We start from the raw sequence: 21426 nt of genomic DNA on the forward strand, positions 1-21426 counted from the left end.
ATTTTTTGTCCCGCCGGAACCCCCCGGCAATTCGTGAGTATGGGTTATGGGCCTAAAGGTTAATCACGCAATACCAGCGTAGAAGTCCCGCGATAAACCGGCTGCGGAACGCGCCGAGTCGTTGAATGGTGGCTTCAGCCCTCCCGCAAAGTGCGTTTTGACCAAATTTCGCCATGTTTCCGGCGGCTTCTCGTCGCGTTGGGCGCAGACTGCCCGAAAGTGTTTGGCCCCGTAGGCGACGTGACGGATTTCGTCGTCAAGGATTCGTTGCAGGATTTTCGCGCCGTTTTCATCGCCTTGCGCCCGCACGCGTTCGAGCGTTGCCGGGGTGACATCGAGCCCGCGCGCCTCGAGCACCATGGGCACGATCGCAAGCCGCGCGGCGACATCATGAGCGGTGTCCTGCGCCGCACTCCACAGCCCGTCGTGCGCAGGCAACGCTCCGTAGTGCGAGATCGAGCGAGATCGAGTTTTCGCTCTAGCAGCGCGAAGTGCATCGCCTCGTCTGCGGCGACAGAAAGGAAATCGGAAACAAAGACTTGGCCCATCGATTCCCCGAATCGCCCGGCCATGTCGAGCGCAAGGTCGATGGCGACGAATTCAATATGGGCGAGCGCGTGCCACAGCGCGATGCGGCCCTTTCCGCTCCCGCCCTTGCCGCGCCGCGGCATGTCGCGCGGCAGGCGCAGCTCGAGTTCCCCCGGCCATTCGGGTCGCTCGGGCATGGTGCAATCGAAGGTGAATTCGAGCCGTCCCATGCGCCAGTCGCGCGCGAGCTTGCGGGTGGCGAAGACCTTGGCGGTCTTGTCACCTGTCAGCAGGACATCGCGGATGGCGCGCGAGACGGAGCTCATGCAGTGCGCGCGGCCTCGAGCACTTCCTCGGCATGGCCTTTCACGCGCACCTTTGGCCAGATACGCAGGATTCTGCCGTCTTCATCGAGCAAGTAGGTCGAACGGATCATGCCCATATAGGTGCGGCCGTAATTCTTCTTTTCGCCCCAGGCGCCGAGTTCATCGGAGAGGCCGTTTTCTTCGGCATCGGTCGCGAGATCGACTTCGAGGTCGTGCTTGGCGATGAAGTTCTGGTGCTTCTTCGCCGAATCCTTGCTCACGCCGAGGAGATAGGTGCCGACCTTTTCGAACTCGCTCTTCAGCGCGGTGAAGTCCTTCGCTTCGGTGGTGCAGCCCGGCGTGTTGTCCTTGGGATAGAAGAAGATCACTGCCTTCTTCCCCGCGAGGTCAGCCTTAGTCACGGTGCCGCCATCAGGGGTTTCCATCGAGAAATCGGGAAAGGCGTCGCCTTCGTTGTAGGTGCTCATCAATCCAGCTCCAAATTCTCGCCGAATATGTCGTGCCACTTGGCAGCCACTTGTCCGCGCGCCTCGGCAAAGCGCGCCTGCAGCTTCTTGAACTTCTGCGCCTCGCACATCCGCGCCAGGATCGCGCGCGATGCCTTGCCCGGAATGGCGAGGTCGGGTGCGAGGAGGCGCGTACCGACCAGTAGGCGGGTCATCAAGTCATGCGCGTCGGCGAGGGAGGCGAGCTCGTCGAACTCGGTCAGGGCATAGCCGAGCTTGGGGGTGAGACCGCGGCGCTCGCGCAACTGCAGGAAGTGGACGAGAAACTCGAGATCGACCAGCCCGCCGCGCAGCAGCTTTGCATCGAGCGGACCCTTGGCCGCTTTGTGTTTCGCCATCTCCCCGCGCATTTCGAGCAGGTCGGATCGAAGCCTCGCAGCATCGCGCTCGCGGCACAGAACGTCCGAAAGGATCGCGGCGACCTTCTCGCGAGCGCCCGGGCTGCCGGTGAGCGCGCGTGCGCGAGTCAGCGCCATGTGCTCCCAGGTCCAGGCATCCTCGCGCTGATAGCGCTCGAAGCTGTCGAGGCTGACTGCCAGTGGTCCCTGCGCGCCCTGCGGACGCAAACGCGTGTCGACTTCGTAAAGCGCGCCTTCCGCGGTCGGCACAGAAAGCGCGGCGCTCACCCGCTGGGCAAGGCGGTTGAAATAGAGCGTGGCGCCGAGCGGCCTGTCGCCATCGCTCTCGGCCTCGTGGCTGCCGGTGAAGAGATAGATGAGGTCGAGGTCGGACGCGTAAGTGAGCGCCCCGCCGCCCAGCCGCCCTAGGCCGAGCACGACGAGTTCGCCGCCCTCGATCCGCCCGTGGCGCCGGGCAAATTCTTCCTCGGCAGCCTCCTGCGCGCATTCGAGCGCGGCCTCTGCCGTGCGCGAGAGCGCGGCAGCGATATCGAGCGGGTCGTGCGTGGTCTCGATCAGCTGCACGCCCAGTGCAAAACGCGTTTCGCCGGTCACGATGCGGATGCGGTCGAGCCGGTCCTCGTAGGTATCGCCGCGTTCGCTGCGGCGCATCTCGTCGGCCAGCTCCTCGCGGCTGCCGGGAAGGTCCAGCGCGCTGCGATCGATCAGCGCATCGACCAGCTCGGGGCGCCGCGCGATGGCGTCTGCCAGCGGCGGGGCGAGAGTGAGGCAATCGGCGAGCAGCTGCATGAGCCCCGGCCGCGCTTCCATCAGGCGGAAGAGGTTGATCGCGCTCGTCATGCGTTCGAGCAGGCTTTCCCACCGCGCCACGGCGCGTTCGGGGTCCGGCGATCCTGCGAGCGATTCGACCAGCATCGGACGGATCGCTTCGAAGGCACTGAGTGCCGCGTTGCTGCGCAGCGGCGGATAGCGCCCGTCGGTCCAGTTGCGCACGCGCTCTGCAAGCCCTTGGTCGAGTTCGACCTGCGTACCCGGCGCTTCGACATGGGGGCTGTCGGCGGGCACCGAAATCTCGTCTTCGGCAAGCAAGGCGTCGTAACGTTCGGCTACCGGCGCGCAGAGTTCGGCAATGTGCGCGAGCCAGGCCTCCCCGTCTGAAAAACCGTCGAGCCGCGCGACATTGTCGAGCGCCTCGCCAGAAGGAAGCGTGTGCGTCTGCTGGTCGGTGACCATCTGCAGCCGGTGCTCGATCCGCCTCAGGCCGTCGTAGCTTTCGCCGAGCAGCCGTGCGTCGTCCTCCCCGATACGGCCGGTGGCCGCAAGCGCATCGAGCGCGGCGCGGGTGCGCTTGTGCCGCAGCGAGGGATCGCGTCCGCCGTGGATCAGCTGGTGCGTCTGCGCGAAGAACTCGATCTCGCGAATTCCGCCGCGGCCGAGTTTCACGTCATAACCGGGCGAGGGCTCGCGAGGGCCAGTCTGCTTGTCGCGGATGCGATGCGTAAGCCGGCGCACCTCGTCGATCGCGCCGAAATCGAGGCTGCGGCGCCAGACGAAGGGGCGGATATGATCGAGGAAGGCCTCGCCCGCCGCGATATCGCCGGCACAGGACCGCGCGCGGATGAATGCGGCACGCTCCCACGCGAGGGCCGAGCTTTCGTAATGCGTGATCGCTGCATCGAGCGGGAGGGCCAGCGGGCTGACTTCCGATGCGGGCCGAAGGCGCAGGTCGACGCGGAAAACGTAACCCTCGCTCGTCACTTCCGACATCAGCCTGACGATTTCGCGTGCGTAGCGCTGGGCCGCTTCCCCAGGCTCGTCGCGTTCGCGGCGCGGGAGGGTCTGCGGATCGAACAGCAGGATCGGGTCGATGTCGGAGGAATAGTTGAGCTCGCCGGCTCCGTGCTTGCCCAGCGCGAGGCCGATCATCCCTTGCGGCTCGGCGCCTTCCACGCGGCGCGCGATGGCAGCTTCGATCGCGCGGTGGAGCGCGCGATCGGCGAAGACCGAGAGTTCGCGCATGACCTTGTCGAGGTCGAACGCGCCGGCAAGGTCGCCGATCGCCAGCACTAGGCCCAGTGCGCGCTTTTCTCTTCTCAGCGCTAGCCCCGTGTCATCGATGCCTTCGCCGGCGACCTTGGCCAGCACCAGCGCCTCGTCGCCCTTTCCTTCCGCAAGCAGCGCGGCAAGCTCGGGAAGCTTCTCGAGACCACGCGCAAGGAAGGGGCGTGCCTGCGTGCCCTCTCGAGCGCATTGGTCCAGTCGACGTCCATCACTCGCGGCTCTGCCCAAGCCGACCGGCAGGCGCAAGCTTGCGTGATTGCCTTGGCTGCGGCAACACACGCGCCGCACTTGCATTATTGAAGAGAGGTTGCCCCCCATGATCCGCACCAGCCTGGTCGCAGCATCGGCACTGCTGCTCGCCGCCTGCAACGCCGATATCGAGGAATCCGCCAGCACCGGCGGGCTCGATATTCCCGACGTCGCCAGCGGCGATATTTCCGAAGAGACGATGAAATCGATCACCGAAGAGCTTTCTTCGGACGAGTTCGAAGGCCGCATGCCGGGCACGAAGGGCGAGGAGCTTACCGTCGCGCTGCTGACCGAGCGCTTCGAGGCCGCAGGGCTCGAGCCGGGCAACAACGGCAGCTGGGTCCAGCGCGTCCCGCTGGTCGAGATCACCGGCAGGGATTTCGCGCCGCTGACCATTTCGGGCGGCGACGAGGAGATGAGCTTCGAATACGCCAGCCAGTGGGTCGGCGTGAGCTACCGCGAAGAAGAAAGCGTCAGCCTTGAGGACAGCGAGCTGGTCTTCGTCGGCTACGGCATCAACGCGCCCGAGCGTGACTGGAACGACTACGAAGGCATCGACATGACCGGCAAGACCGCGGTCATCCTCGTCAACGATGCCGACTTCGGCACCGAGAGCCTGGAAGGCCCCTTCAACGGCAAGGCGATGACCTATTACGGCCGCTGGACCTACAAATATGAAGAGGCCGCACGCCAGGGCGCCGCAGGCGCGCTGATCATCCACGACACCGAACCTGCTTCCTATGGCTGGAACGTGGTCGAAAGCAGCTGGTCGGGTCCGCAGGCCTATGCCCAGCGCGGCGAGAATGCTCCGCCGCTTACGGTCATGAATGGCTGGGTCCAGAACGATGTCGGCCGTCAGATACTCGAAGCAGCCGGACAGGATGTCGATGCGCTCATGGCTGCGGCGAAGAAGAAGGGCTTCAAGCCGGTCCCGCTCGGCCTGTCCGCATCGACCAGCTTCTCGAACGACATCCGCACTTTCGAATCGCAGAATGTCATCGGCGTGCTGCCGGGCAGCGAAGCGCCCGACGAATACGTCATCCACACCGCGCACTGGGACCACCTCGGTCGCTGCACGCCGGCGCCCGACGGTGACGACATCTGCAACGGCGCGGTCGACAATGCGACCGGCACCGCGGCGCTCGTCGCGCTTGCCGAAGCGCATGTGAAGGCGGGCGCCACGCGTCGCAGCCAGGTGTTCCTTGCCGTGACTGCCGAAGAGTCCGGCCTTCTCGGTGCGGACTATTACGCTGCAAATCCGGTGTTCCCGCTCGATCAGACGGTCGGCGGCATCAACATGGATGCTTTCCTGATCGCAGGGCCGAGCAAGGACGTGGTCGTCGTCGGCCCGGGCAAATCCCAGCTCGACGAATTCCTCAATGCCGCACTCAAGGCAGATGGCCGCACGCCGACGCCCAACCCGAACCCTGAAGCCGGTTACTACTATCGCAGTGACCACTTCGCTTTCGCCAAGCGCGGCGTACCGATGCTCTATGTCGATGGCGGCGAGGATCTCGTCGACGGCGGTGTCGAGGCCGGCGCTGCCGTGGCGAAGGACTATCGCGACAATCGCTACCACGGCCCCAAGGACGAATACGATCCGAATTGGGACTGGTCGGGCGTGATGGCCGACCTGCAGCTGTTCTACCGCCTAGGCCGCATGCTCGGCATGAGCACCAGCTGGCCAAACTGGAACGAGGGCGACGAATTCAAGGCCACGCGCGACGAGAATTGCGCCTCGGCCGAAACCGGCTGCTGATCGCCTGAACCTGCTAACGAAAAGGGCCGGTCCACCCCTGCGGCGGACCGGCCCCTTTTCTTGTTTGGAGAAAACTAGCGCGCCAGCAGGCGCTCGGCGATTGCGCGAACCTCGCTGCCCATGTCGTCGCGTTCCAGAGCGAGCGCCAGCGTCGCTTCGACGAAACCGGTCTTGCTGCCGCAATCGTAGCGGTTGCCCTGAAAGGTCACGGCGTGGAACGCCTGGTTGCCGATCATGCGGGCCATCGCATCGGTCAGCTGGATTTCGCCGCCGGCACCTTTGCCCTGCGTTTCCAGCGTGCGCATCACTTCTGGCTGAAGGATGTAGCGACCCGAGATGATCTTGTTCGATGGTGCTTCTTCAACGGGCGGTTTCTCGACCAGGCCGGTGACTTCGGTGAGCGTGTCCGAGACATCGGCGCCCGGCGCGATCACACCGTAGCTCGACACGTCCTCCTGCGGCACTTCGAGCACCGAGATCAGGTTTCCGCCGACCTCGTTATAGGCTTCGACCATCTGCTTCATGCAGCCGGTCCCGCCCTTGCTCGCAACCATCAGTTCGTCGGGCAGGAGGATGGCGAAGGGATCGTCGCCCACGATCGCACGCGCGCACCAGATTGCGTGGCCGAGACCCATCGGGACCTGCTGGCGCACGGTGATGATATCGCCCGGCGTGGCGCGGGTCGGGTCGAGCACGCTCATGTCCTTGCCGCGCTCTTCCATTGTCGTCTCGAGCTCGAAGGCAACGTCGAAATGTTCGACGATCGCGGTCTTGCCGCGGCCGGTGACGAAGATGATCTGCTCGATTCCCGCCTCGCGCGCCTCGTCGACGGCGTACTGGATGAGCGGGCGGTCGACGATGGGCAGCAATTCCTTCGGGATCGCCTTGGTGGCGGGAAGGAAGCGCGTGCCGAGGCCGGCAACGGGGAAGACGGCTTTTTTGATGGGTTTATGCTGGCTCATGGCACTTCGGGGTAGGTGGGCCTGCGGAACTGGTCAATCTTTCGCGGATTGGGAGGGGCATGGACGGGCAGCATGACAGGGCGGTGACGCTTGCCAAGTGGCCCGGGAGCACTAAGAGCAGGGGCCCATGGACAAACTACTCATTCGCGGCGGCAATCGCCTTTCCGGCACGATCCCCATTTCGGGTGCGAAGAATGCAGCGCTGACGCTCATTCCCTGCGCCCTGCTGACCGAAGAAGCGGTCACGCTGCGCAACCTGCCGCGGCTCGCCGATATCGATGGCTTCCAGCACCTGATGACGCAGTTCGGGGTGAGTCACACGATCCCCGGCAAGCGCCCCGAAGAGTTCGGCCGCAATGTCACGCTCGAGGCGATGCGGATCACCAGCTCGGTCGCGCCCTACGATCTCGTGCGCAAGATGCGCGCCTCGATCCTCGTGCTCGGCCCGCTTCTGGCGCGCACCGGCGAGGCGACCGTGTCGCTGCCCGGCGGCTGTGCGATCGGCAACCGCCCGATCGACCTCCACCTGAAAGCGCTTGAGGCTTTCGGCGCGCATATCGAACTGGCGCAGGGCTATGTGAAGGCGATCGCGCCCGATGGCGGCCTGCCCGGCGGCGAATTCGACTTCCCCGTGGTTTCGGTCGGCGCGACCGAGAACGCGCTGATGGCGGCCGTGCTGTGCAACGGCACCAGCAAGCTCATCAATGCCGCGCGCGAGCCGGAAATCGTCGACCTGTGCAACCTTCTGACCGCGATGGGAGCGGAGATCGAGGGCATCGGCACGTCAGAGCTCACGATCCACGGCGTGAACAAGCTACACGGTGCGACCTACCGCGTGATGCCCGACCGCATCGAGGCGGGCTCGTATGCCTGCGCCGCTGCCATCACCGGCGGCGAAGTGCGGCTGGAGGGCGCAGATGCGGACGACATGGGTTCGACGATCCACGCGCTGCGCAACATCGGCGTCGAGGTCGAGACCGATAAGAAGGGCGTGAGCATCGCGGCCAATGGTCCGCTCAAGGCGCATAACCTCACCACTGCACCCTTCCCCGGCCTCGCCACCGACATGCAGGCGCAGCTGATGAGCCTGCTGTGTAAGGCGGAGGGCGCCAGCGTTCTCAAGGAGACCATCTTCGAGAACCGCTTCATGCACGTTCCCGAGCTCACCCGCATGGGCGCTAATATCGAAACCACGGGGCGTACCGCTGTCGTGCGCGGGCCGGTCGAGCTGACCGGTGCGGAAGTCATGGCGACCGACCTTCGTGCCTCGATGAGTCTCGTGATCGCAGGGCTTGCCGCGAAGGGCGAGACCACGGTGCGTCGCCTCTACCACCTCGACCGTGGTTACGAGCGCCTCGAGGAGAAGCTGCAGCTGGTCGGCGCGGATATCGAACGCGTCGGCGACGACTGAGGATCGAGTTCGGACCTTTCGGACCGCCCAACCGTTGGTGGGGTAAGTCGTTATTTCGAAAGGAAAGACACCATGATTCTCAAGCTCGCAGCCCTTAGTGCGCTCGGCTATGCCGGTTATCGCTTTTTCGAGAAGAACCGGGTGGACAAGAACGGCGTCGCATTTGCCGACGGCGAACCCGAAGGCCAGTTCCGCAATGCGGGAGCGGCATCGACCACCACGCATGATGCGATGAGCAGCACGGACGAAGCGCTGGACGAAACCTATCCGGCCAGCGACGCTACTGCGAAGTACTAAGCCTGGTCGGCAAGACCGTTTTCTTGGGCGGCGGGAGCGATCTCGCCGCCCAATTCATATCTGGAGACAAGCTCGTTTGTCGCGAGCCATACACGGATCGCGCCGGCGAGGCCCGGGGGCGTCGCGCTGCGGATGCGTTCGGCGTCGATGCTCGCAACCAGCGTATTCACCGCCATCCCGCGCCGCGCGGCCGCTTCGCGCAGCAGGTTCCAGAAAACCGGCTCGAGACTGATCGAGGTCCGGTGGCCGTCGATACGGACCGAGTATTTCACGGGAGGATGGTAGGGCGTTGTCATCCCGAGCGGCCTTAGTGATGCGAGTCGCGAAGTGCATTAGCATATGATGCATCCGGCCACCTTTCCTGCATTCGGCGGCCGCGATCACCCTGAATTTTTTGGGGTTGGCGCTTCGTACCGCCAGTTCCTAGACAGTCGGACATGGACGAGGGCTACGACGCGCTGAGCGAAAAGGAAAAGGAAACGCTGCGCCTGATGGTGCGCGGGCACGATGCCAAGTCGATGGCGCGCGAACTTTCGCTCTCCGTACACACGATTAATGACCGCCTGCGCGCTGCACGCCGCAAGCTGGGCGTGACCAGCAGCCGCGAGGCGGCCCGACTGCTTTTCGAGCACGAGGGAGAGACACCCGAAATTCTTGCGGGCAAGGAATTGGGGAGTGCACAGCCGGCTGCGACCCACGATCATCACATCCATTCGAAAACGGCCCCGCGTCGGGCCATGTGGTTTGGAGGAATTCTTGTCATGCTGACTATCGCAATCGCTGCCGCCCTTGCCCTTGGTGGACATCCCGAAACCGAGCGTCCTGAAGGAGACCCTGCTACTGCAGTCGAAACGGTGCTGGTCGAGAGGTTCGAGGCCGAAGCGCTGGAATGGCTCGCGCTTGTCGATGCGGGCGACTGGGACGCGAGCTTTGCCGAGGCGGGCCGCACCTTTCGCGATCTCAACACCGCCACTACCTGGCGCGAAGCATCGGAGATGGCGCGCGTGCCGCTTGGTGAAGTGAAGGAGCGCACCACGCTCACAGTCGGGCTCGTGCAGACCGGCGCTGACGGCAGGGAAAACCTCGAGCAGGCGATCGTGCGTTTCGCGACAAGCTTCGAGAACCGCGATGAAGCAATCGAGACCGTCACGCTCGAGGAAGAGAACGGGAAATGGAGAGTGGTCGGCTATCTGATCGATTGATCGACCGGCCCCTTAGTACATGTGCTGGCCGCCGTTGATGCTCATGGTCGAGCCGGTGACGAACTCCGCGTGTTCCGAGCACAGGAAGCTGACACCGCGGGCGATTTCGCTGGCCTTGCCGAGACGGCCGACGGGGATCTTCGCGACGATCTTCTCGAGCACCGGCTCGGGCACGGCGGCAACCATGTCGGTATCGATATAGCCCGGAGCAATGGCATTCACGGTAATTCCAAAGCGCGCGCCTTCCTGTGCGAGCGCCTTGGTGAAGCCGTGGATGCCGCTCTTGGCAGCGGCGTAGTTGACCTGGCCGTACTGGCCCGCCTGCCCGTTGATCGAGCCGATGTTGACGATCCGGCCCCAGCCGCGCTCCTTCATGCCGGCGAAGGTCGCCTTGGCCATGTTGAAGCAGCCGCCGAGATTGGTGCGCATGACCGCATCCCAGTCCTCGTAGCTCATCTTGAGGAGCGTGCCGTCGCGGGTAATGCCGGCATTGTTCACGACGATGTCGATCGGGCCGTGCTCTTCTTCGACCTTCTTGCAGGCTTCCTGCACCGCATCGTAATCGCCCACGTCGAACTTCACGGTCGGAATGCCGGTCTCTTCGGTGAACTTCTTCGCCGCTTCGTCATTGCCCGCGTAATTGGCAATGACCGTGCATCCGCGTTCGTCACGAAGGCGCTCGCAGATGGCGCGTCCGATACCGCGCGTTCCTCCGGTTACGATGGCAACACGTCCCATAGTTCGATCTCCCAAGCATTCCGTAACGTTACCGCACCCTATGCGTGGATGTGCGACCACGCAAAGGCAATCCGCCTTTGGTCTTAGGCGAACAATCGTATTCTTTGGTTGGGAGGCGCCGAAGCGCAGCCGTCAGAAGCGGATCTGCGTTCCGACGTAGACGGCCTGGTCGTCTTCGACCCCGTCGGTGAGCGGGGCGAGACGATCGCGTTCCTGCGACAGGCGCACACCGGCAGTCACATCGAGGTTGCGGCTCAGGCGGTAGGAGCCGCCGAGATCCACACGCTGCGAGCCGACACCCTGAAGCGTGTTGGGCGAGCTGCCCGCACGGTCACGCTGTTCGAGCGCGATCCGCGACTGGAAACGGCTCGGCTTGCCCTTGTCGTCGCCGCTCTCGAAGGTCGAAAGATCGGGCATGGCGATATCGCGCAAGTCTTCGCGAACGCCGGCCGTAACGGAGGCCGAGCTGACGGCGCGGCTGGGCTGGGCGAAGCTCTGGAAGCCGCGTGCGATGCCGAGATTGTAACGCGTGCCTGCAATCGGGCTGATCGCTTCGGGCGTAGCCAGAGCGACCTTTCCGGACAGGTCGCCGCCCGAGATCGAGCGCGCAGTCGCATCATCGACGCGGACTGCGAAATTGACGGTGCGTTCGCTCGACTGGCGCGGCTTGCTTGCGGGCGTGAACCGCAGCGCGTCCTCACCGATCACCTCTGCTACCCTGCGGGCAAGTTGCGGATCGGCACCGGCCGGAGTGAAGGGGAGGTATTCGATCGCGCCCGGGGCAGCGCTCGAAGTGTCGGGGGCGCCGACGGCGAGAACGGCGGCAGGCATGGCAAAGGCGAGACCGGCGACAGCCAGCATGGCCGGCGCAAACCGTCCCTTGCTATTGCTGTGCAGCTTCTCGCCCATCGTGTGTGCCTCTATCCCCTGAAATTCGGAAACGTTCACCTACCCAAAGGCAGCCTGTGGCTTAACGGTTCCCGAACGAAGCCGAAACGACTCCAATACAGGCAGTTAGCGTAGGCCTCACTTGCGACGAATGGAAGCTTTTCCACAGGCCCTTTCGAGATACTCCGGACGGTGTTGCGGGATTCGCACAGGGGGTGTCCGATTAAGCCGATGTTCACGCGCTGGCGGGTGTCTAGGAGCCGGCTTGGGAGCACGCAGAACTTGCCCCCGTGCGCCGAGGCTATATAGAGCCGCTGCACCAAAAGGATCCAAGGACCGTCCATGACCGCAATGAGCAATTCCCGTCGTACCCTCGCCATCGCTTGCACCGCGCTGGCCAGCCTCGGGCTCGCGGCATGCGGCAGCAGCGACCGTCCGCGTGCGGACCTCGCCGCGGCTCAGGTCTCGACGATCGGCGTGAACTCCTATCTCTGGCGTGCTTCGCTCGAGACCGTGGGCTTCGCTCCGCTGCTCCAGGCCGATAGCGCCGGCGGCGTGATCGTGACCGACTGGTACGCGAACCCGAGCAACCCGGGCGAGCGCGTGAAGATGACCGTCTCGATCCTCGACACCGACCTTCGCGCCGACGCGCTGCGTGTCGCTGCCAGCCGCCAGGTCAACCAGTCGGGCAATTGGGTCGATGCGCCGGTCCAGGCCGCAACCGTCCAGAAGCTGGAAGACATCATTCTCACCAAGGCACGCGAACTGCGCCGCCAGGCCATCGCCAACGACTAGGCGCCGCAAGCCCCGCGCTTAGCGGGTTCCATTCGCGCCTGAAATCCTTACAGGCGTCTTAATGAGTGATACCCGTTTCGATCCGGCAAGCGCCGACTCGCGCTGGCAGGCTGCCTGGGAACAGGCGCAGACCTTCCGCGCCGACAGCAATTCCGAAAAGCCCAAGAGCTACGTGCTCGAGATGTTCCCCTATCCCAGCGGGCGCATCCACATCGGCCACGTCCGCAACTACACGATGGGCGACGTGCTCGCGCGGTACAAGAAGGCGACGGGTCACGAGGTCCTCCACCCGATGGGTTGGGACGCTTTCGGCATGCCCGCGGAAAACGCCGCGATGGAAAAGGGCGTGCACCCCGGCGGCTGGACCCGCGACAATATCGAACACATGAAGGCGCAGCTCAAACGCCTCGGTTTCGCGCTCGACTGGTCCAGAGAGCTGGCGACCTGCGAGCCCGACTACTACGGCCACGAGCAGGCGCTCTTCATCGATCTCTATGAAGCCGGCCTCGTCTACCGCAAGGAAAGCGAGGTCAACTGGGACCCGGTCGACATGACCGTGCTCGCCAACGAGCAGGTGATCGATGGCAAGGGCTGGCGCTCGGGCGCAGAGGTCGAGAAGCGCAAGCTCAACCAGTGGTTCCTCAAGATCACCGACTTCGCCGAGGAGTTGCTCGAAGGTCTCGGCAGCCTCGAGAACTGGCCCGACAAGGTCCGGCTGATGCAGGAAAACTGGATCGGCAAGTCGAAGGGCCTCGAATTCAGCTTCGACCTTTCGAACGGCGAGAAGCTGCCTGTCTACACGACGCGTCCGGACACGATCTTCGGGGCGAGCTTCGTTGCGGTCGCCGCCGACCATCCGGTGGCACAAGGCATCGATAGCGAGGAGGCACGCGCCTTCATCGCCGAGTGCAAGAAGGGTGGGACGACCGCTGCCGAACTCGAAACCGCCGAGAAGCTCGGCTTCGACACCGGCATCACCGCCAAGCACCCGTTCACCGGCGCGGACCTACCGGTCTTCATCGCGAACTTCGTGCTGATGGACTACGGCACCGGCGCCATCATGGCGGTGCCGGGCCACGACCAGCGCGACTTCGAATTCGCCACCAAATACGGCCTCCCGATCCCGCGCGTCGTCGCACCGAGCGTCGAGGATGCGGGCAAGCCTTTCGATGGCGAAGCCGAAGCGGGTGATGGCCTGATCGTCAACTCGGATTTCCTCGACGGGATGGAAGTCGAAGACGCCAAGCGAGAGATCATCCGCCGCATAGAGGAACAGGGCCGGGGCGAAGGCAAGACCGTCTGGCGCCTGCGCGACTGGGGCGTTTCGCGCCAGCGTTACTGGGGCACTCCGATCCCCTTCATCCATTGCGAGACTTGCGGCGTAGTGCCTGCGCCCAAAGACAGCCTGCCGATCACGCTGCCCGAGGACGTCGATTTCCAGACCCCGGGCAACCCCCTGCTGCGCCACGCGACGTGGAAGCACGTCGATTGCCCCAAGTGCGGAGGCAAGGCCGAGCGCGAAACCGACACGCTCGACACCTTCGTCGACAGCTCCTGGTATTTCCTGCGCTTCGCCAGCCAGCCTGCCGACAAGCCCTTCGATGCGGAGGAAGTCGCCAAGTGGATGCCGGTCGAACAATATATCGGAGGAATCGAACACGCGATCCTGCACCTTCTCTACGCTCGTTTCTGGACCCGCGCGCTGGCGCACATGGGCCAGATCGATGTGAAGGAGCCCTTCGCCTCGCTCTTCACCCAAGGCATGGTGACCCATGAGACCTACAGCCGTGCCGGTAACGGCAAGCCGGTCTATTTCTCGCCCGACGAGGTGGAGCGCACCGCCGATGGCGCGACGCTGACCGCTGACGGCAAACCAGTCGAAATCGGACGCGTCATCAAGATGTCGAAGTCGAAGAAGAACGTCGTCGACCCCGACACGATCATCGACACCTACGGCGCCGACGCAGTGCGCTGGTTCATGCTTTCCGACAGCCCGCCCGAGCGCGACCTTCCCTGGTCCGAAGCCGGGATCGAAGGGTGCAGCCGCTTCGTCCACCGCCTCTGGCGCCTGTTCGGTGCCTATGAGTCGCAAGCCGAAGGCGAGGACAAGGCGCTGGCGCGCAAGACGCACCAGACGATTGCTGCCGTGGCCGAGGACATCGAAGCGCTGGGCTTCAACAAGGCAGTTGCGCGCATCTATGAACTCACCGGTGCGGTCGAGAAGGCAAAGCACTCGGCCAGCCGCAGCCACGCAATCCGCAGCCTCGTCCAGCTCGTCGCCCCGATGATGCCGCACCTTGCCGAGGAGGCATGGGCCGGTCTCGGCGAGAGCGGGATGGTGGCCGATGCTGCATGGCCCGAAGTCGATCCGGCGCTGCTGGTCGAGGACGAAGTTACCATCGCCGTCCAGCACAGGGGCAAGCTGCGCGACACGCTCACCGCGCCCAAGGGTGCGTCGAAGGAAGACCTCGAAGCCATGGCGCTGGCATCGGAGAAGGTGCAGCGCTCGCTCGACGGTGCAGAAGTGCGCAAGGTCATTGTGGTGCCCGACAGATTGGTCAATATCGTCACCTGATGCGCATAGCTTTCGCCCTCGTCGCCGCACTTTCGCTGTCCTCCTGCGGGCTTTCGCCCATGTATGCGGGTGGCGGTAGCGGGCAGGTCGCGCAGGGGCTCGCGGCGGTCGACGTGCCGCCGATCCCTGGCAAGGCCGGATGGCTCGTGCGTAATCACCTCAACGACAAGCTCGGCGCGGCGGGCGCAACAACCCCGCGCTACCGCCTCGACGTGCGACTTGACGACAGCCTCGAGGGCCTGGCTGTGCTGGCCGACGATACGGTCAGCCGCGAGCGTCGCACCTTGCGTGCCCGCTACCAGCTGGTCGACGCGACCACGGGCGAAATTCTGCTCGACGCGACCGAGGGCGCGGACGCCGGGATCGACGTCGTCTCGAGCGAATATGCGACCATCGCCGCCGAACAGACCGCGCTCGAGAACCTGTCGGTCGAGATTGCCGACCGGATTGTGACTCGCGTCGCGCTGACGCTGCGGGACCAGTGAAACTTACCGGACGCGACTTCGCTGCCAAGGCGCGCGGCGCGGCGGAGACCTGCAAGGTCTTCTTCTTTTGCGGGCAGGACGAGGCAGGCGCGAGCGCTGCCGCCAATGACATCGCATCGATGCTGCCCGAACCGGGCGAGCGGGTCGAAATTCCCGGTGCCGAACTGCGCGCGGATCCGGCAAAGCTCGGCGACGAGGCGCGCTCGACCTCGCTCTTCGGCGACAAGCGGCACATCTGGTCGCGCGTTGCCGGCGACGAGGCGCATGAGGCGCTGAAGACATTGCTCGAAACGGGCGACATGGGCGCGGGCGAGGCCTGTCCGGTAATCGTTGTCGCCACTTCGGCCACCGACAAGTCGCGTACCGCCAAGCTGCTCGAGAAGCGCAAGGATGCGGTCGTCGCGATGTTCTATCCGCCCGATTTGCGCTCGGTGACGCAGAGCGTCCGGGCGATGGGCGATGCAGCTGGCGTGCGGCTCGATGGCGCGGTCGCCGAGCGGATCGCACGCGCTGCCAATCTCGACGTCCGGCTCGCGCAGAGCGAGGTCACCAAGCTCGCTACCTATCTCGATGCGACCCCGCAGTCGCCGCGGCCCGGCACGATGGAGGACCTCGACGCGATCGGCGCCGCCACCGAGGAGGATGGCTTTGCCAGCCTCGTGAACGCGGTGCTCTCGGGCCATGGCGGCAAGGTCGCGACCGAGATTGCGCGCATGAAGCAGATCGGCCTGAACCCGGTTGGCACGCTGCTCGCGGTCGAACGGCGCGCGGCGCAGCTGGCGCGCATTTCGGCGGCACTCGGCAATCGCCGCTATCAGGATCTCGACAAGGGCGAGAAGGCGCGCCTCGGCATCTTCTGGAAGGAAGAGCGCGACATTTCAGAACAGGTCCAGCGCTGGCGGGGGCCCAAGCTCGACCGGCTGACCATGCGCCTGACCGAGCTCCACCGCGAACTGCTGACCAACAGCCAGTCTTCCGAACTGCTGCTGGCACAGGGCCTCACGGGTATTGCCCGCGTGGCCGGCGCGGGACGCCGCTAGCCTTCCATCCACTTCTGCAGGCGTGCCGTGGCGACCGCATCGCGCCGCGTGTCGCCATCGAGCGCGCTTCGTCCGAGGGACCATGCGCGCTGTGCCAGCTGGCCTGCGCGCCCCAGTCCTCCGCTAGGGCGCTCGGCCCGGTCGAGCGGGTGCTGTCCGATCCTGCCGCCGAACTGGCCCGTTGCCGCCGAAGCGAGCGCGCTCACATCCTTTCGGGCATCGAGATCCTGCACGAGGAGCATTTCCGCTTCCTCCAGCAAGTCATCTTCGGGTGATGCGGGGGCTCCGGACCGGGCGAGAAAGCCGGGCCTGCGCCAACGGTCGACCAAGGCGAAGGTCAGCACGGCCGGACGCTCGAACCCGTTAGCGGCGGCGCGCTTCCAGAAGGCGTCCCAGTCGACTGCCCGCGTCGTGCACCACAGGTCGATATCGACCAGCGCCATCGGTCCGACATTGAGCAGGTGCGAGCAGGCGGCATGGACGACGAGATGGGCGAGCATGTCTTCGGCAGACGGAACGGCAGCGCCCAGCGCTTCGTCGTGAGCGGCGCGTGAGAGCAGCCCTGCGTCGTCGGCGAGCGGCATGGTCGATCCCGGCAGCGGCGCTTCGCCCCAGACATGCGCGTGCAGCTCGCACATCACGCCTTCCGGCGAATGGAGCGGGGGCAGGTGCGCCTGCGAGCCTGCGATTCCCGCAAGTTCCTTGAGAGTCAGGTCCGGTGCTGCCCACCCCGACCGGCGCAGCGCCGCATAGGCCGCCGGAGCTTCTTGCTCGCCGACCAGCAGGTCGATGTCGCGCATGATCCGTTCTGCAGGGGCGGGCCAGACGGTCCAGGCAAGCGCCGAACCCTTGAGGGCGATCGCAGCAATCCCTTCCTCCGCCAGCACCGCTACCGCCTGCAGCAGTGCACGGCGCTGTGCGAGCATGGCGATGCCGTTGGCGCGGTGCGTTTCTTGCCAGGTCTCGCTAATCGCAGGGGGCACCGTGCCGATCTCGCCGCGCGCAAGGCGGCCGTGCAGGAATGGACGAAGCCTGTGCTGGTCGGCCAGCGCATCGAGTTCGCGCCAGTCGCTATCGGTCGGTTCGGCACATTCACGCGCGCGGTGCCCGCACAGCGCCAGCAGAGCCCGACCGATGCGGGCGCGGCTCATCAGTTCTCGGGAACGGAGAAGGTGCCCGAAACCCTGCCGCCCGAAGACTGGCCTTCGCCTGTCACCGAGGACGATCCGCTGGAGCGGCCGTCGATGCTGGAGACGCCGCTCGCCAGGTCGATCACAAGGCGTCCGCCGCTCAGCGTATCGCCGCCGCGATTGAGGCGCACATTCCCCGCCATGGTGATCACGCGGCGGTTGAAATCATAGACCGCCGTATCGCCGCGGGCGCGCTCGTTGCCGCGGCTCACATTGACCCCGCCGGTGGCCATGATGCGCTGGATGCTGAGATTGCCCGCATCCGAATAATTCACGATCGTGCGCGCCGCATTGAGCGTGAGGCCCGCCTGCGTGATCTGGACGTTGCCCGAGAGCACGACGCGGTTCTGCCGGTCCTGCAGCTCGATCCGGTCCGCGGCATAGGAGACGGGCGCGTTCGAGTTGTGGCTTGCGATCGCCTGTGCGGAAAGCTGGATGCCTCCGAGCGCGGCACAGGTCAGCGCGAAGCCGGCAAGGGCGCTCTTGGCCATAGTGGGTAGGTGGCTTTTCATCAGGGCATCCTCAGCTCGCCGGGTTCCATGCGCAGCCGCGCCTGTCCCGACAGGGTTATCCGACGCTCGGACAGGTCGGCATCAAGCCTGTCCGCGCTGAAGGTGCCGGCAGGAATGGCGCCTTCCACGCCGCCCGCGCCTTCGAGCGTTTTCTGTTCAAGGTTGAGCGACACGCCGCTGACGCGCATGCGGTAGCCGTCGGCGGCTTCCATGCGCATCGTGCCGTTGATGACGACGGTCTCTTCGTTGATGTCGTATTGCCCGCCGGGGGCCGAAACGCGGGCCGGGCCGTCTTCCATGAGCATGCGCGCGACGAGATCGTCCATCCGCACGATGCCCTCGGCGCTCGATCGCTGCACGGCCTCGCCCGCGGTGAGCGAGAAGGGTCGGCCCTGCTCGTCCTGTCCGCGGTAGAGCGCATTGTCGACGCGCAGGCGTTCGGTGATGACGGCGACCTCGTTGCGGTCGAGCAGGAAGCTCACTTCGCCGCGCGGGGACAGGGGCGTGATCACCATCAGCGCGGCGATGACGCCGACGCCCATCGGCAAGACGCGCGAGAGGAACAGGACCAGCTTGTCGTGGCTGCCGCCAGGCGCAGCGAAATGCTTTCGGCGAGAGCGCAGCTGCTTCGCCTCCTGCGTTTCGATCCTGCGCTTGCGGAATACCATGCTGGCCGATGTGCTCCTGTCAGGCTGACGCGTGGCTGAAGATGTCGTGGTCCTGCCAGCCGAGAATGTCGAGATGCGCGCGTGCAGGAAGGAAATCGAAACAGGCCTGTGCAAGTTCCGTGCGGCCTTCGCGTTCGAGGCGGCGGTCGAGCTCTTCCTTCATCCGGTGAAGGAAGCGTACGTCGCTCGCGGCATAGTCGCGCTGCGCATCGTTCAGGACCGGGCCGCCCCAGTCACTGCTCTGCTGCACCTTCGACATGCTCTCGCCGAGAAGTTCCTCGACCAGGTTCTTGAGGCCATGGCGGTCGGTGTAGGTGCGCACCAGCTTGCTGGCGATCTTGGTGCAGTAGCAGGGCGCCGCGGTGACCCCGAGATAGTACTCGATCGCGGCGAGGTCGAAGCGCGCGAAGTGGAACAGCTTCAATCGTTCCGGATCGGCGAGGACCGCCTTCAGGTTCGGCGCGTCATAGGTGCTCTCGGGCCCGAAGCGCACGAGATGCTCGTCACCTTTGCCGTCGCTGATCTGGACGACGCACAGACGGTCGCGGATAGTGACGAGACCCATGGTTTCGGTATCGACGGCCACCGGGCCATCGGCGAGGACGCCTTCGGGAAGGTCTTCTTCGTGGAAATGCACTGCCATGGCGAAGGGCCTTAGGCGCATCGGGGATAGGAGGGAAGGGGCCACTGGTCGCCGGCGCTTCCGGGGCGCATTGTGCCGCCCATGAGCGAGAGTGTGCCTGCAAGCTGGAAACCCGTCCTCGATCCCGTTCTGGCGAGCGCGGAGGCGCGCCAGCTGGGTGGCTGGCTGCGGGCGGAGGAGGATGACGGCAAGATCGTCTATCCGCCGCGCGGCAGCCGGCTGAAGGCGCTCGAACTGACCCCGCTCGACGAGGTGAAGGTCGTGATACTCGGACAGGACCCTTACCACGGACCGGGGCAGGCGATGGGCCTGTGCTTTGCCGTGCCCGAAGGCGTCCGCGTGCCGCCGAGCCTCGTCAATATCTACAAGGAGCTGGAGGCCGATCTCGGCATACCGCGTGCAGGACACGGCGACCTATCGGGCTGGGCGCGGCAGGGCGTGCTGCTGCTCAACAACACGCTGACGGTCGAGGCGGGGCAGGCTGGAAGCCATGCGGGGCGCGGCTGGGACGCGGTGACGGATGCCTGCGTCGCGGCGGTAGCGGCACGCGAAGAGCCCAGCGTCTTCATTCTCTGGGGCAGCCATGCTCAGGCCAAGGCCAAGCGGATCGCGGGGCTTCGCGACGGACCGCATCACGTGATCGAGAGCCCGCACCCCAGCCCCCTTTCCGCGCATCGCGGTTTCTTCGGGTCCAAGCCGTTCAGCCGCACGAACGCGTTTTTGGCCAGCAACGGCCGCGGCGAAATAAACTGGTCGCCATGACCGAGAACGAGGCCCGGGAGCGGCTGATTGCCCGCCGCAGTGAGTTGGACGCGGAAGATTCGGCCAATGCGGATTCGCGCGACACGGTCGAATTGCAACAGGACAGCGTCGGCCGTCTCAGCCGGATGGACGCGATGCAGCAGCAGGCGATGGCACAGGCGACCGCGCGACGCCGCGTAGCCGAACGCGCGCGGATCGAAGCGGCGCTGGCGCGGCTCGACGAGGGCGAATGGGGCTGGTGCACGGTGTGCGGTAACAAGGTCGCCGAGAAGCGTCTGGCGCATGATCCGAGCGTGGCGAAATGCGTGGAGTGTGCGGGTTAGGCGAGGCCGGCCCTCGCTTGTCTCCGCGAAAAGTAGGAGCGCAGCGCGAGCTGCACCGGATGTTCGAACCAGTAGAAGGATGCTGCGGCGAGCAGTGTCGCGAAGCCGAGCACCAAAGGGAAGCCGATGACCGGTGGGAATACGCCCCGCTCGGCCAGTGCGGTGGCGCCGTCGATCACGAAGGGGTGCAGCAGGTAGAGCGAGTAGGAAATCTTGCCGTACCAGCGCAGCAGCGGCGTCCTGAACAGCGCGAAGGGGCCGAGGAGAAAGACGCTGCAGAACAGCAGCAGCATCGGGTATCCGAAGGTGATCGGGTCGAGATAATTCACGAGCACCGTGAAGCCGAGGTCGCGCCGGATCTCGGGTGGCGCGATCACCATCAGCAGTAGGGCGAGCCATCCGAGGCTTGATATGATCCGTGCATGCCTCGAGTTTTCGAGCCTTTGTTTCAGCGGCTCGTAATAGGCGCCGATCAGGCTGCCGAAAAGAAACAGGTGAAGCCAGGAAAACAGGATCGGCCCGTATCTGATGTCGATCAGGTAGAGGAACACCAGTGCCGACATCTGGGCTGCGGCCAGCAGCGCGATCGACTTCAGGAACTTGCCCGAATTCGACGCGAACCAGAGTGCCACGAAAATCACGTAGAAATGGACTTCGACGGGGATAGTCCAGAGAACCGAGGATCCTTTCAGCAGGAAGATGTTGCCGATAATGTCCTGGACGGAAAAGACCTTCAGCAGCGAGAGGTCGAAGGCGAGGAAGCAGATCCCCACGAATGTTGCCACGAGGTAGTAGAGCGGCAGCACCCGCGTTGCGCGGTTGATCGCATAATCCTTGAGACTGGCCGGATTGAGTGCCTTCTCGCGGTAGAGATAGGCCATTAGGAAACCGCTCAGGCAGAAGAACAGCGCGACCCCCATTTGCCCGAGGCCGCGGCCGAGACTGCTCGGCAGGAAACCGAAGGCCGCGCAGTGGGAGATGACGACCACCAGCGCTGCGAAACCTCGCAGTCCATCCAGCTGGGACAGGTGAGCGGTCTTCACGATTGGTCCCCCAAGAGCAGCACGTGCGACCGGGGCCTTATTGGCGGGCGTTTCGCCCGCACACAGGAGGATGTGCCAGAATCGGCTGCAAGACAAGCCTTGCG

The 21426-nt window shown here is 64.9% G+C and carries 21 protein-coding genes and 1 pseudogene; 10 read left to right on the forward strand and 12 right to left on the reverse strand.

Translation table 11 applies throughout. The annotated features are described in order from the left end of the window. Positions 1-63: 63 nt before the first annotated feature. From ACZ1G8_RS06640 to glnE, 3 genes and pseudogenes are all read right to left on the reverse strand, one after another. Positions 64-854 (reverse strand): annotated as a pseudogene (locus tag ACZ1G8_RS06640) (ferritin-like domain-containing protein). Further along, entirely contained in the window at positions 851-1321 is a 471-nt protein-coding gene (locus ACZ1G8_RS06645) for a peroxiredoxin (protein ID WP_472678670.1), read from the reverse strand. Before ACZ1G8_RS06645 ends, ACZ1G8_RS06640 begins: the two are co-directional and overlap by 4 nt. Continuing rightward, the gene (gene glnE, locus ACZ1G8_RS06650; RefSeq protein WP_472678671.1) at positions 1321-4008 is read right to left on the reverse strand and encodes a bifunctional [glutamate--ammonia ligase]-adenylyl-L-tyrosine phosphorylase/[glutamate--ammonia-ligase] adenylyltransferase; all 2688 of its coding nucleotides are present in this window, start codon (positions 4006-4008) and stop codon (positions 1321-1323) included. Before glnE ends, ACZ1G8_RS06645 begins: the two co-directional genes overlap by 1 nt. Positions 4009-4096: 88 nt before the next feature. Between glnE and ACZ1G8_RS06655 the strand changes: the two genes are divergently transcribed. Next, positions 4097-5788, forward strand: coding sequence for a M28 family metallopeptidase (locus ACZ1G8_RS06655; protein ID WP_472678672.1), 1692 nt, complete (start codon positions 4097-4099; stop codon positions 5786-5788). Positions 5789-5862: 74 nt separating this feature from the next. Here the strand turns inward: ACZ1G8_RS06655 and galU are convergent, their stop codons facing one another. Continuing rightward, complete coding sequence (gene galU / locus ACZ1G8_RS06660) at positions 5863-6750, reverse strand: UTP--glucose-1-phosphate uridylyltransferase GalU (protein ID WP_472678673.1); 888 nt, start codon at positions 6748-6750, stop codon at positions 5863-5865. A gap of 127 nt (positions 6751-6877) precedes the next feature. Here galU and murA point away from each other — a divergent pair, with 127 nt between their 5' ends. Further along, on the forward strand, positions 6878-8161 hold the full coding sequence (murA, locus tag ACZ1G8_RS06665; protein WP_472678674.1) for a UDP-N-acetylglucosamine 1-carboxyvinyltransferase: 1284 nt from the start codon (positions 6878-6880) through the stop codon (positions 8159-8161). Between the two features lie 72 nt (positions 8162-8233). Then, positions 8234-8458 carry a hypothetical protein gene (locus tag ACZ1G8_RS06670; RefSeq protein WP_472678675.1) on the forward strand — a complete coding sequence of 75 codons (225 nt, stop codon included), beginning with the start codon at positions 8234-8236 and terminating at the stop codon, positions 8456-8458. Here the strand turns inward: ACZ1G8_RS06670 and ACZ1G8_RS06675 are convergent. Beyond that, entirely contained in the window at positions 8455-8754 is a 300-nt protein-coding gene (locus tag ACZ1G8_RS06675; RefSeq protein WP_472678676.1) for a ribbon-helix-helix domain-containing protein, read from the reverse strand. The two genes, ACZ1G8_RS06670 and ACZ1G8_RS06675, sit on opposite strands and share 4 nt — an antisense overlap. 141 nt (positions 8755-8895) lie before the next feature. Between ACZ1G8_RS06675 and ACZ1G8_RS06680 the strand changes: the two genes are divergently transcribed. After that, the gene (locus ACZ1G8_RS06680) at positions 8896-9660 is read left to right on the forward strand and encodes a DUF4019 domain-containing protein (protein ID WP_472678677.1); all 765 of its coding nucleotides are present in this window, start codon (positions 8896-8898) and stop codon (positions 9658-9660) included. Positions 9661-9672: 12 nt separating this feature from the next. Here ACZ1G8_RS06680 and phbB read toward each other — a convergent pair whose 3' ends face one another. Together phbB and ACZ1G8_RS06690 are read right to left on the reverse strand one after the other, a co-directional pair. Then, positions 9673-10398 carry an acetoacetyl-CoA reductase gene (phbB, locus tag ACZ1G8_RS06685; RefSeq protein ID WP_222405625.1) on the reverse strand — a complete coding sequence of 242 codons (726 nt, stop codon included), beginning with the start codon at positions 10396-10398 and terminating at the stop codon, positions 9673-9675. A 132-nt stretch (positions 10399-10530) separates the two neighbouring features. Beyond that, positions 10531-11346 carry a hypothetical protein gene (locus ACZ1G8_RS06690; protein WP_472678678.1) on the reverse strand — a complete coding sequence of 272 codons (816 nt, stop codon included), beginning with the start codon at positions 11344-11346 and terminating at the stop codon, positions 10531-10533. A gap of 291 nt (positions 11347-11637) precedes the next feature. On the opposite strand from ACZ1G8_RS06690, the gene ACZ1G8_RS06695 reads away from it, so the two are divergent. The 4 genes from ACZ1G8_RS06695 to holA all read left to right on the forward strand — a co-directional run bounded on the left by ACZ1G8_RS06695 (position 11638) and on the right by holA (position 16181). Continuing rightward, entirely contained in the window at positions 11638-12081 is a 444-nt protein-coding gene (locus ACZ1G8_RS06695) for a DUF3576 domain-containing protein (RefSeq protein WP_247710189.1), read from the forward strand. A 61-nt stretch (positions 12082-12142) separates the two neighbouring features. After that, positions 12143-14656, forward strand: coding sequence for a leucine--tRNA ligase (leuS, locus tag ACZ1G8_RS06700; RefSeq protein ID WP_472678679.1), 2514 nt, complete (start codon positions 12143-12145; stop codon positions 14654-14656). Then, entirely contained in the window at positions 14656-15141 is a 486-nt protein-coding gene (gene lptE / locus ACZ1G8_RS06705) for an LPS assembly lipoprotein LptE (RefSeq protein WP_472678680.1), read from the forward strand. Before leuS ends, lptE begins: the two co-directional genes overlap by 1 nt. Next, positions 15138-16181 (forward strand): DNA polymerase III subunit delta, encoded by a 1044-nt coding sequence (holA, locus tag ACZ1G8_RS06710; protein ID WP_472678681.1) that lies wholly within the window; start codon positions 15138-15140, stop codon positions 16179-16181. The genes lptE and holA overlap by 4 nt, the downstream gene beginning before the upstream one ends. Here holA and ACZ1G8_RS06715 read toward each other — a convergent pair. Genes ACZ1G8_RS06715 through ACZ1G8_RS06730 form a run of 4 tightly spaced genes read right to left on the reverse strand, consistent with a single transcriptional unit; the run spans position 16178 to position 19194 of the window. Then, positions 16178-17332, reverse strand: a complete 1155-nt coding sequence (locus ACZ1G8_RS06715; protein WP_472678682.1) for a nucleotidyltransferase domain-containing protein — start codon at positions 17330-17332, stop codon at positions 16178-16180. The two genes, holA and ACZ1G8_RS06715, sit on opposite strands and share 4 nt — an antisense overlap. Next, positions 17332-17883, reverse strand: a complete 552-nt coding sequence (locus ACZ1G8_RS06720) for an LptA/OstA family protein (RefSeq protein WP_472678683.1) — start codon at positions 17881-17883, stop codon at positions 17332-17334. Before ACZ1G8_RS06720 ends, ACZ1G8_RS06715 begins: the two co-directional genes overlap by 1 nt. After that, positions 17883-18551 (reverse strand): LPS export ABC transporter periplasmic protein LptC, encoded by a 669-nt coding sequence (gene lptC, locus ACZ1G8_RS06725; protein ID WP_472678684.1) that lies wholly within the window; start codon positions 18549-18551, stop codon positions 17883-17885. Before lptC ends, ACZ1G8_RS06720 begins: the two co-directional genes overlap by 1 nt. Before the next feature lie 19 nt (positions 18552-18570). Next, entirely contained in the window at positions 18571-19194 is a 624-nt protein-coding gene (locus ACZ1G8_RS06730; protein WP_221427152.1) for a ribonuclease D, read from the reverse strand. A gap of 81 nt (positions 19195-19275) precedes the next feature. On the opposite strand from ACZ1G8_RS06730, the gene ACZ1G8_RS06735 reads away from it, so the two are divergent. Both ACZ1G8_RS06735 and ACZ1G8_RS06740 read left to right on the forward strand, forming a co-directional pair. Then, the gene (locus ACZ1G8_RS06735; RefSeq protein WP_472678685.1) at positions 19276-19956 is read left to right on the forward strand and encodes a uracil-DNA glycosylase; all 681 of its coding nucleotides are present in this window, start codon (positions 19276-19278) and stop codon (positions 19954-19956) included. Beyond that, positions 19953-20279 carry a TraR/DksA family transcriptional regulator gene (locus ACZ1G8_RS06740; protein ID WP_472678686.1) on the forward strand — a complete coding sequence of 109 codons (327 nt, stop codon included), beginning with the start codon at positions 19953-19955 and terminating at the stop codon, positions 20277-20279. The genes ACZ1G8_RS06735 and ACZ1G8_RS06740 overlap by 4 nt, the downstream gene beginning before the upstream one ends. Here ACZ1G8_RS06740 and ACZ1G8_RS06745 read toward each other — a convergent pair. Further along, entirely contained in the window at positions 20276-21322 is a 1047-nt protein-coding gene (locus ACZ1G8_RS06745) for an acyltransferase family protein (protein WP_472678687.1), read from the reverse strand. The two genes, ACZ1G8_RS06740 and ACZ1G8_RS06745, sit on opposite strands and share 4 nt — an antisense overlap. Positions 21323-21426: the final 104 nt, after the last annotated feature.

This window comes from Qipengyuania sp. BR81-2 (assembly GCF_055693895.1).

Excerpts from the sequence above, each read along its gene's own strand:
- ACZ1G8_RS06655 (WP_472678672.1), top strand. The coding sequence starts at position 4,097 with ATGATCCGCACCAGCCTGGTCGCAGCATCGGCACTGCTGCTCGCCGCC.
- galU (WP_472678673.1), bottom strand. The coding sequence starts at position 6,750 with ATGAGCCAGCATAAACCCATCAAAAAAGCCGTCTTCCCCGTTGCCGGC.
- lptE (WP_472678680.1), top strand. The coding sequence starts at position 14,656 with ATGCGCATAGCTTTCGCCCTCGTCGCCGCACTTTCGCTGTCCTCCTGC.
- murA (WP_472678674.1), top strand. The coding sequence starts at position 6,878 with ATGGACAAACTACTCATTCGCGGCGGCAATCGCCTTTCCGGCACGATC.
- leuS (WP_472678679.1), top strand. The coding sequence starts at position 12,143 with ATGAGTGATACCCGTTTCGATCCGGCAAGCGCCGACTCGCGCTGGCAG.
- phbB (WP_222405625.1), bottom strand. The coding sequence starts at position 10,398 with ATGGGACGTGTTGCCATCGTAACCGGAGGAACGCGCGGTATCGGACGC.
- ACZ1G8_RS06675 (WP_472678676.1), bottom strand. The coding sequence starts at position 8,754 with ATGACAACGCCCTACCATCCTCCCGTGAAATACTCGGTCCGTATCGAC.
- ACZ1G8_RS06720 (WP_472678683.1), bottom strand. The coding sequence starts at position 17,883 with ATGAAAAGCCACCTACCCACTATGGCCAAGAGCGCCCTTGCCGGCTTC.
- ACZ1G8_RS06645 (WP_472678670.1), bottom strand. The coding sequence starts at position 1,321 with ATGAGCACCTACAACGAAGGCGACGCCTTTCCCGATTTCTCGATGGAA.
- ACZ1G8_RS06670 (WP_472678675.1), top strand. The coding sequence starts at position 8,234 with ATGATTCTCAAGCTCGCAGCCCTTAGTGCGCTCGGCTATGCCGGTTAT.
- ACZ1G8_RS06735 (WP_472678685.1), top strand. The coding sequence starts at position 19,276 with ATGAGCGAGAGTGTGCCTGCAAGCTGGAAACCCGTCCTCGATCCCGTT.
- ACZ1G8_RS06740 (WP_472678686.1), top strand. The coding sequence starts at position 19,953 with ATGACCGAGAACGAGGCCCGGGAGCGGCTGATTGCCCGCCGCAGTGAG.
- ACZ1G8_RS06695 (WP_247710189.1), top strand. The coding sequence starts at position 11,638 with ATGAGCAATTCCCGTCGTACCCTCGCCATCGCTTGCACCGCGCTGGCC.
- ACZ1G8_RS06680 (WP_472678677.1), top strand. The coding sequence starts at position 8,896 with ATGGACGAGGGCTACGACGCGCTGAGCGAAAAGGAAAAGGAAACGCTG.
- ACZ1G8_RS06715 (WP_472678682.1), bottom strand. The coding sequence starts at position 17,332 with ATGAGCCGCGCCCGCATCGGTCGGGCTCTGCTGGCGCTGTGCGGGCAC.
- lptC (WP_472678684.1), bottom strand. The coding sequence starts at position 18,551 with ATGGTATTCCGCAAGCGCAGGATCGAAACGCAGGAGGCGAAGCAGCTG.
- ACZ1G8_RS06730 (WP_221427152.1), bottom strand. The coding sequence starts at position 19,194 with ATGGCAGTGCATTTCCACGAAGAAGACCTTCCCGAAGGCGTCCTCGCC.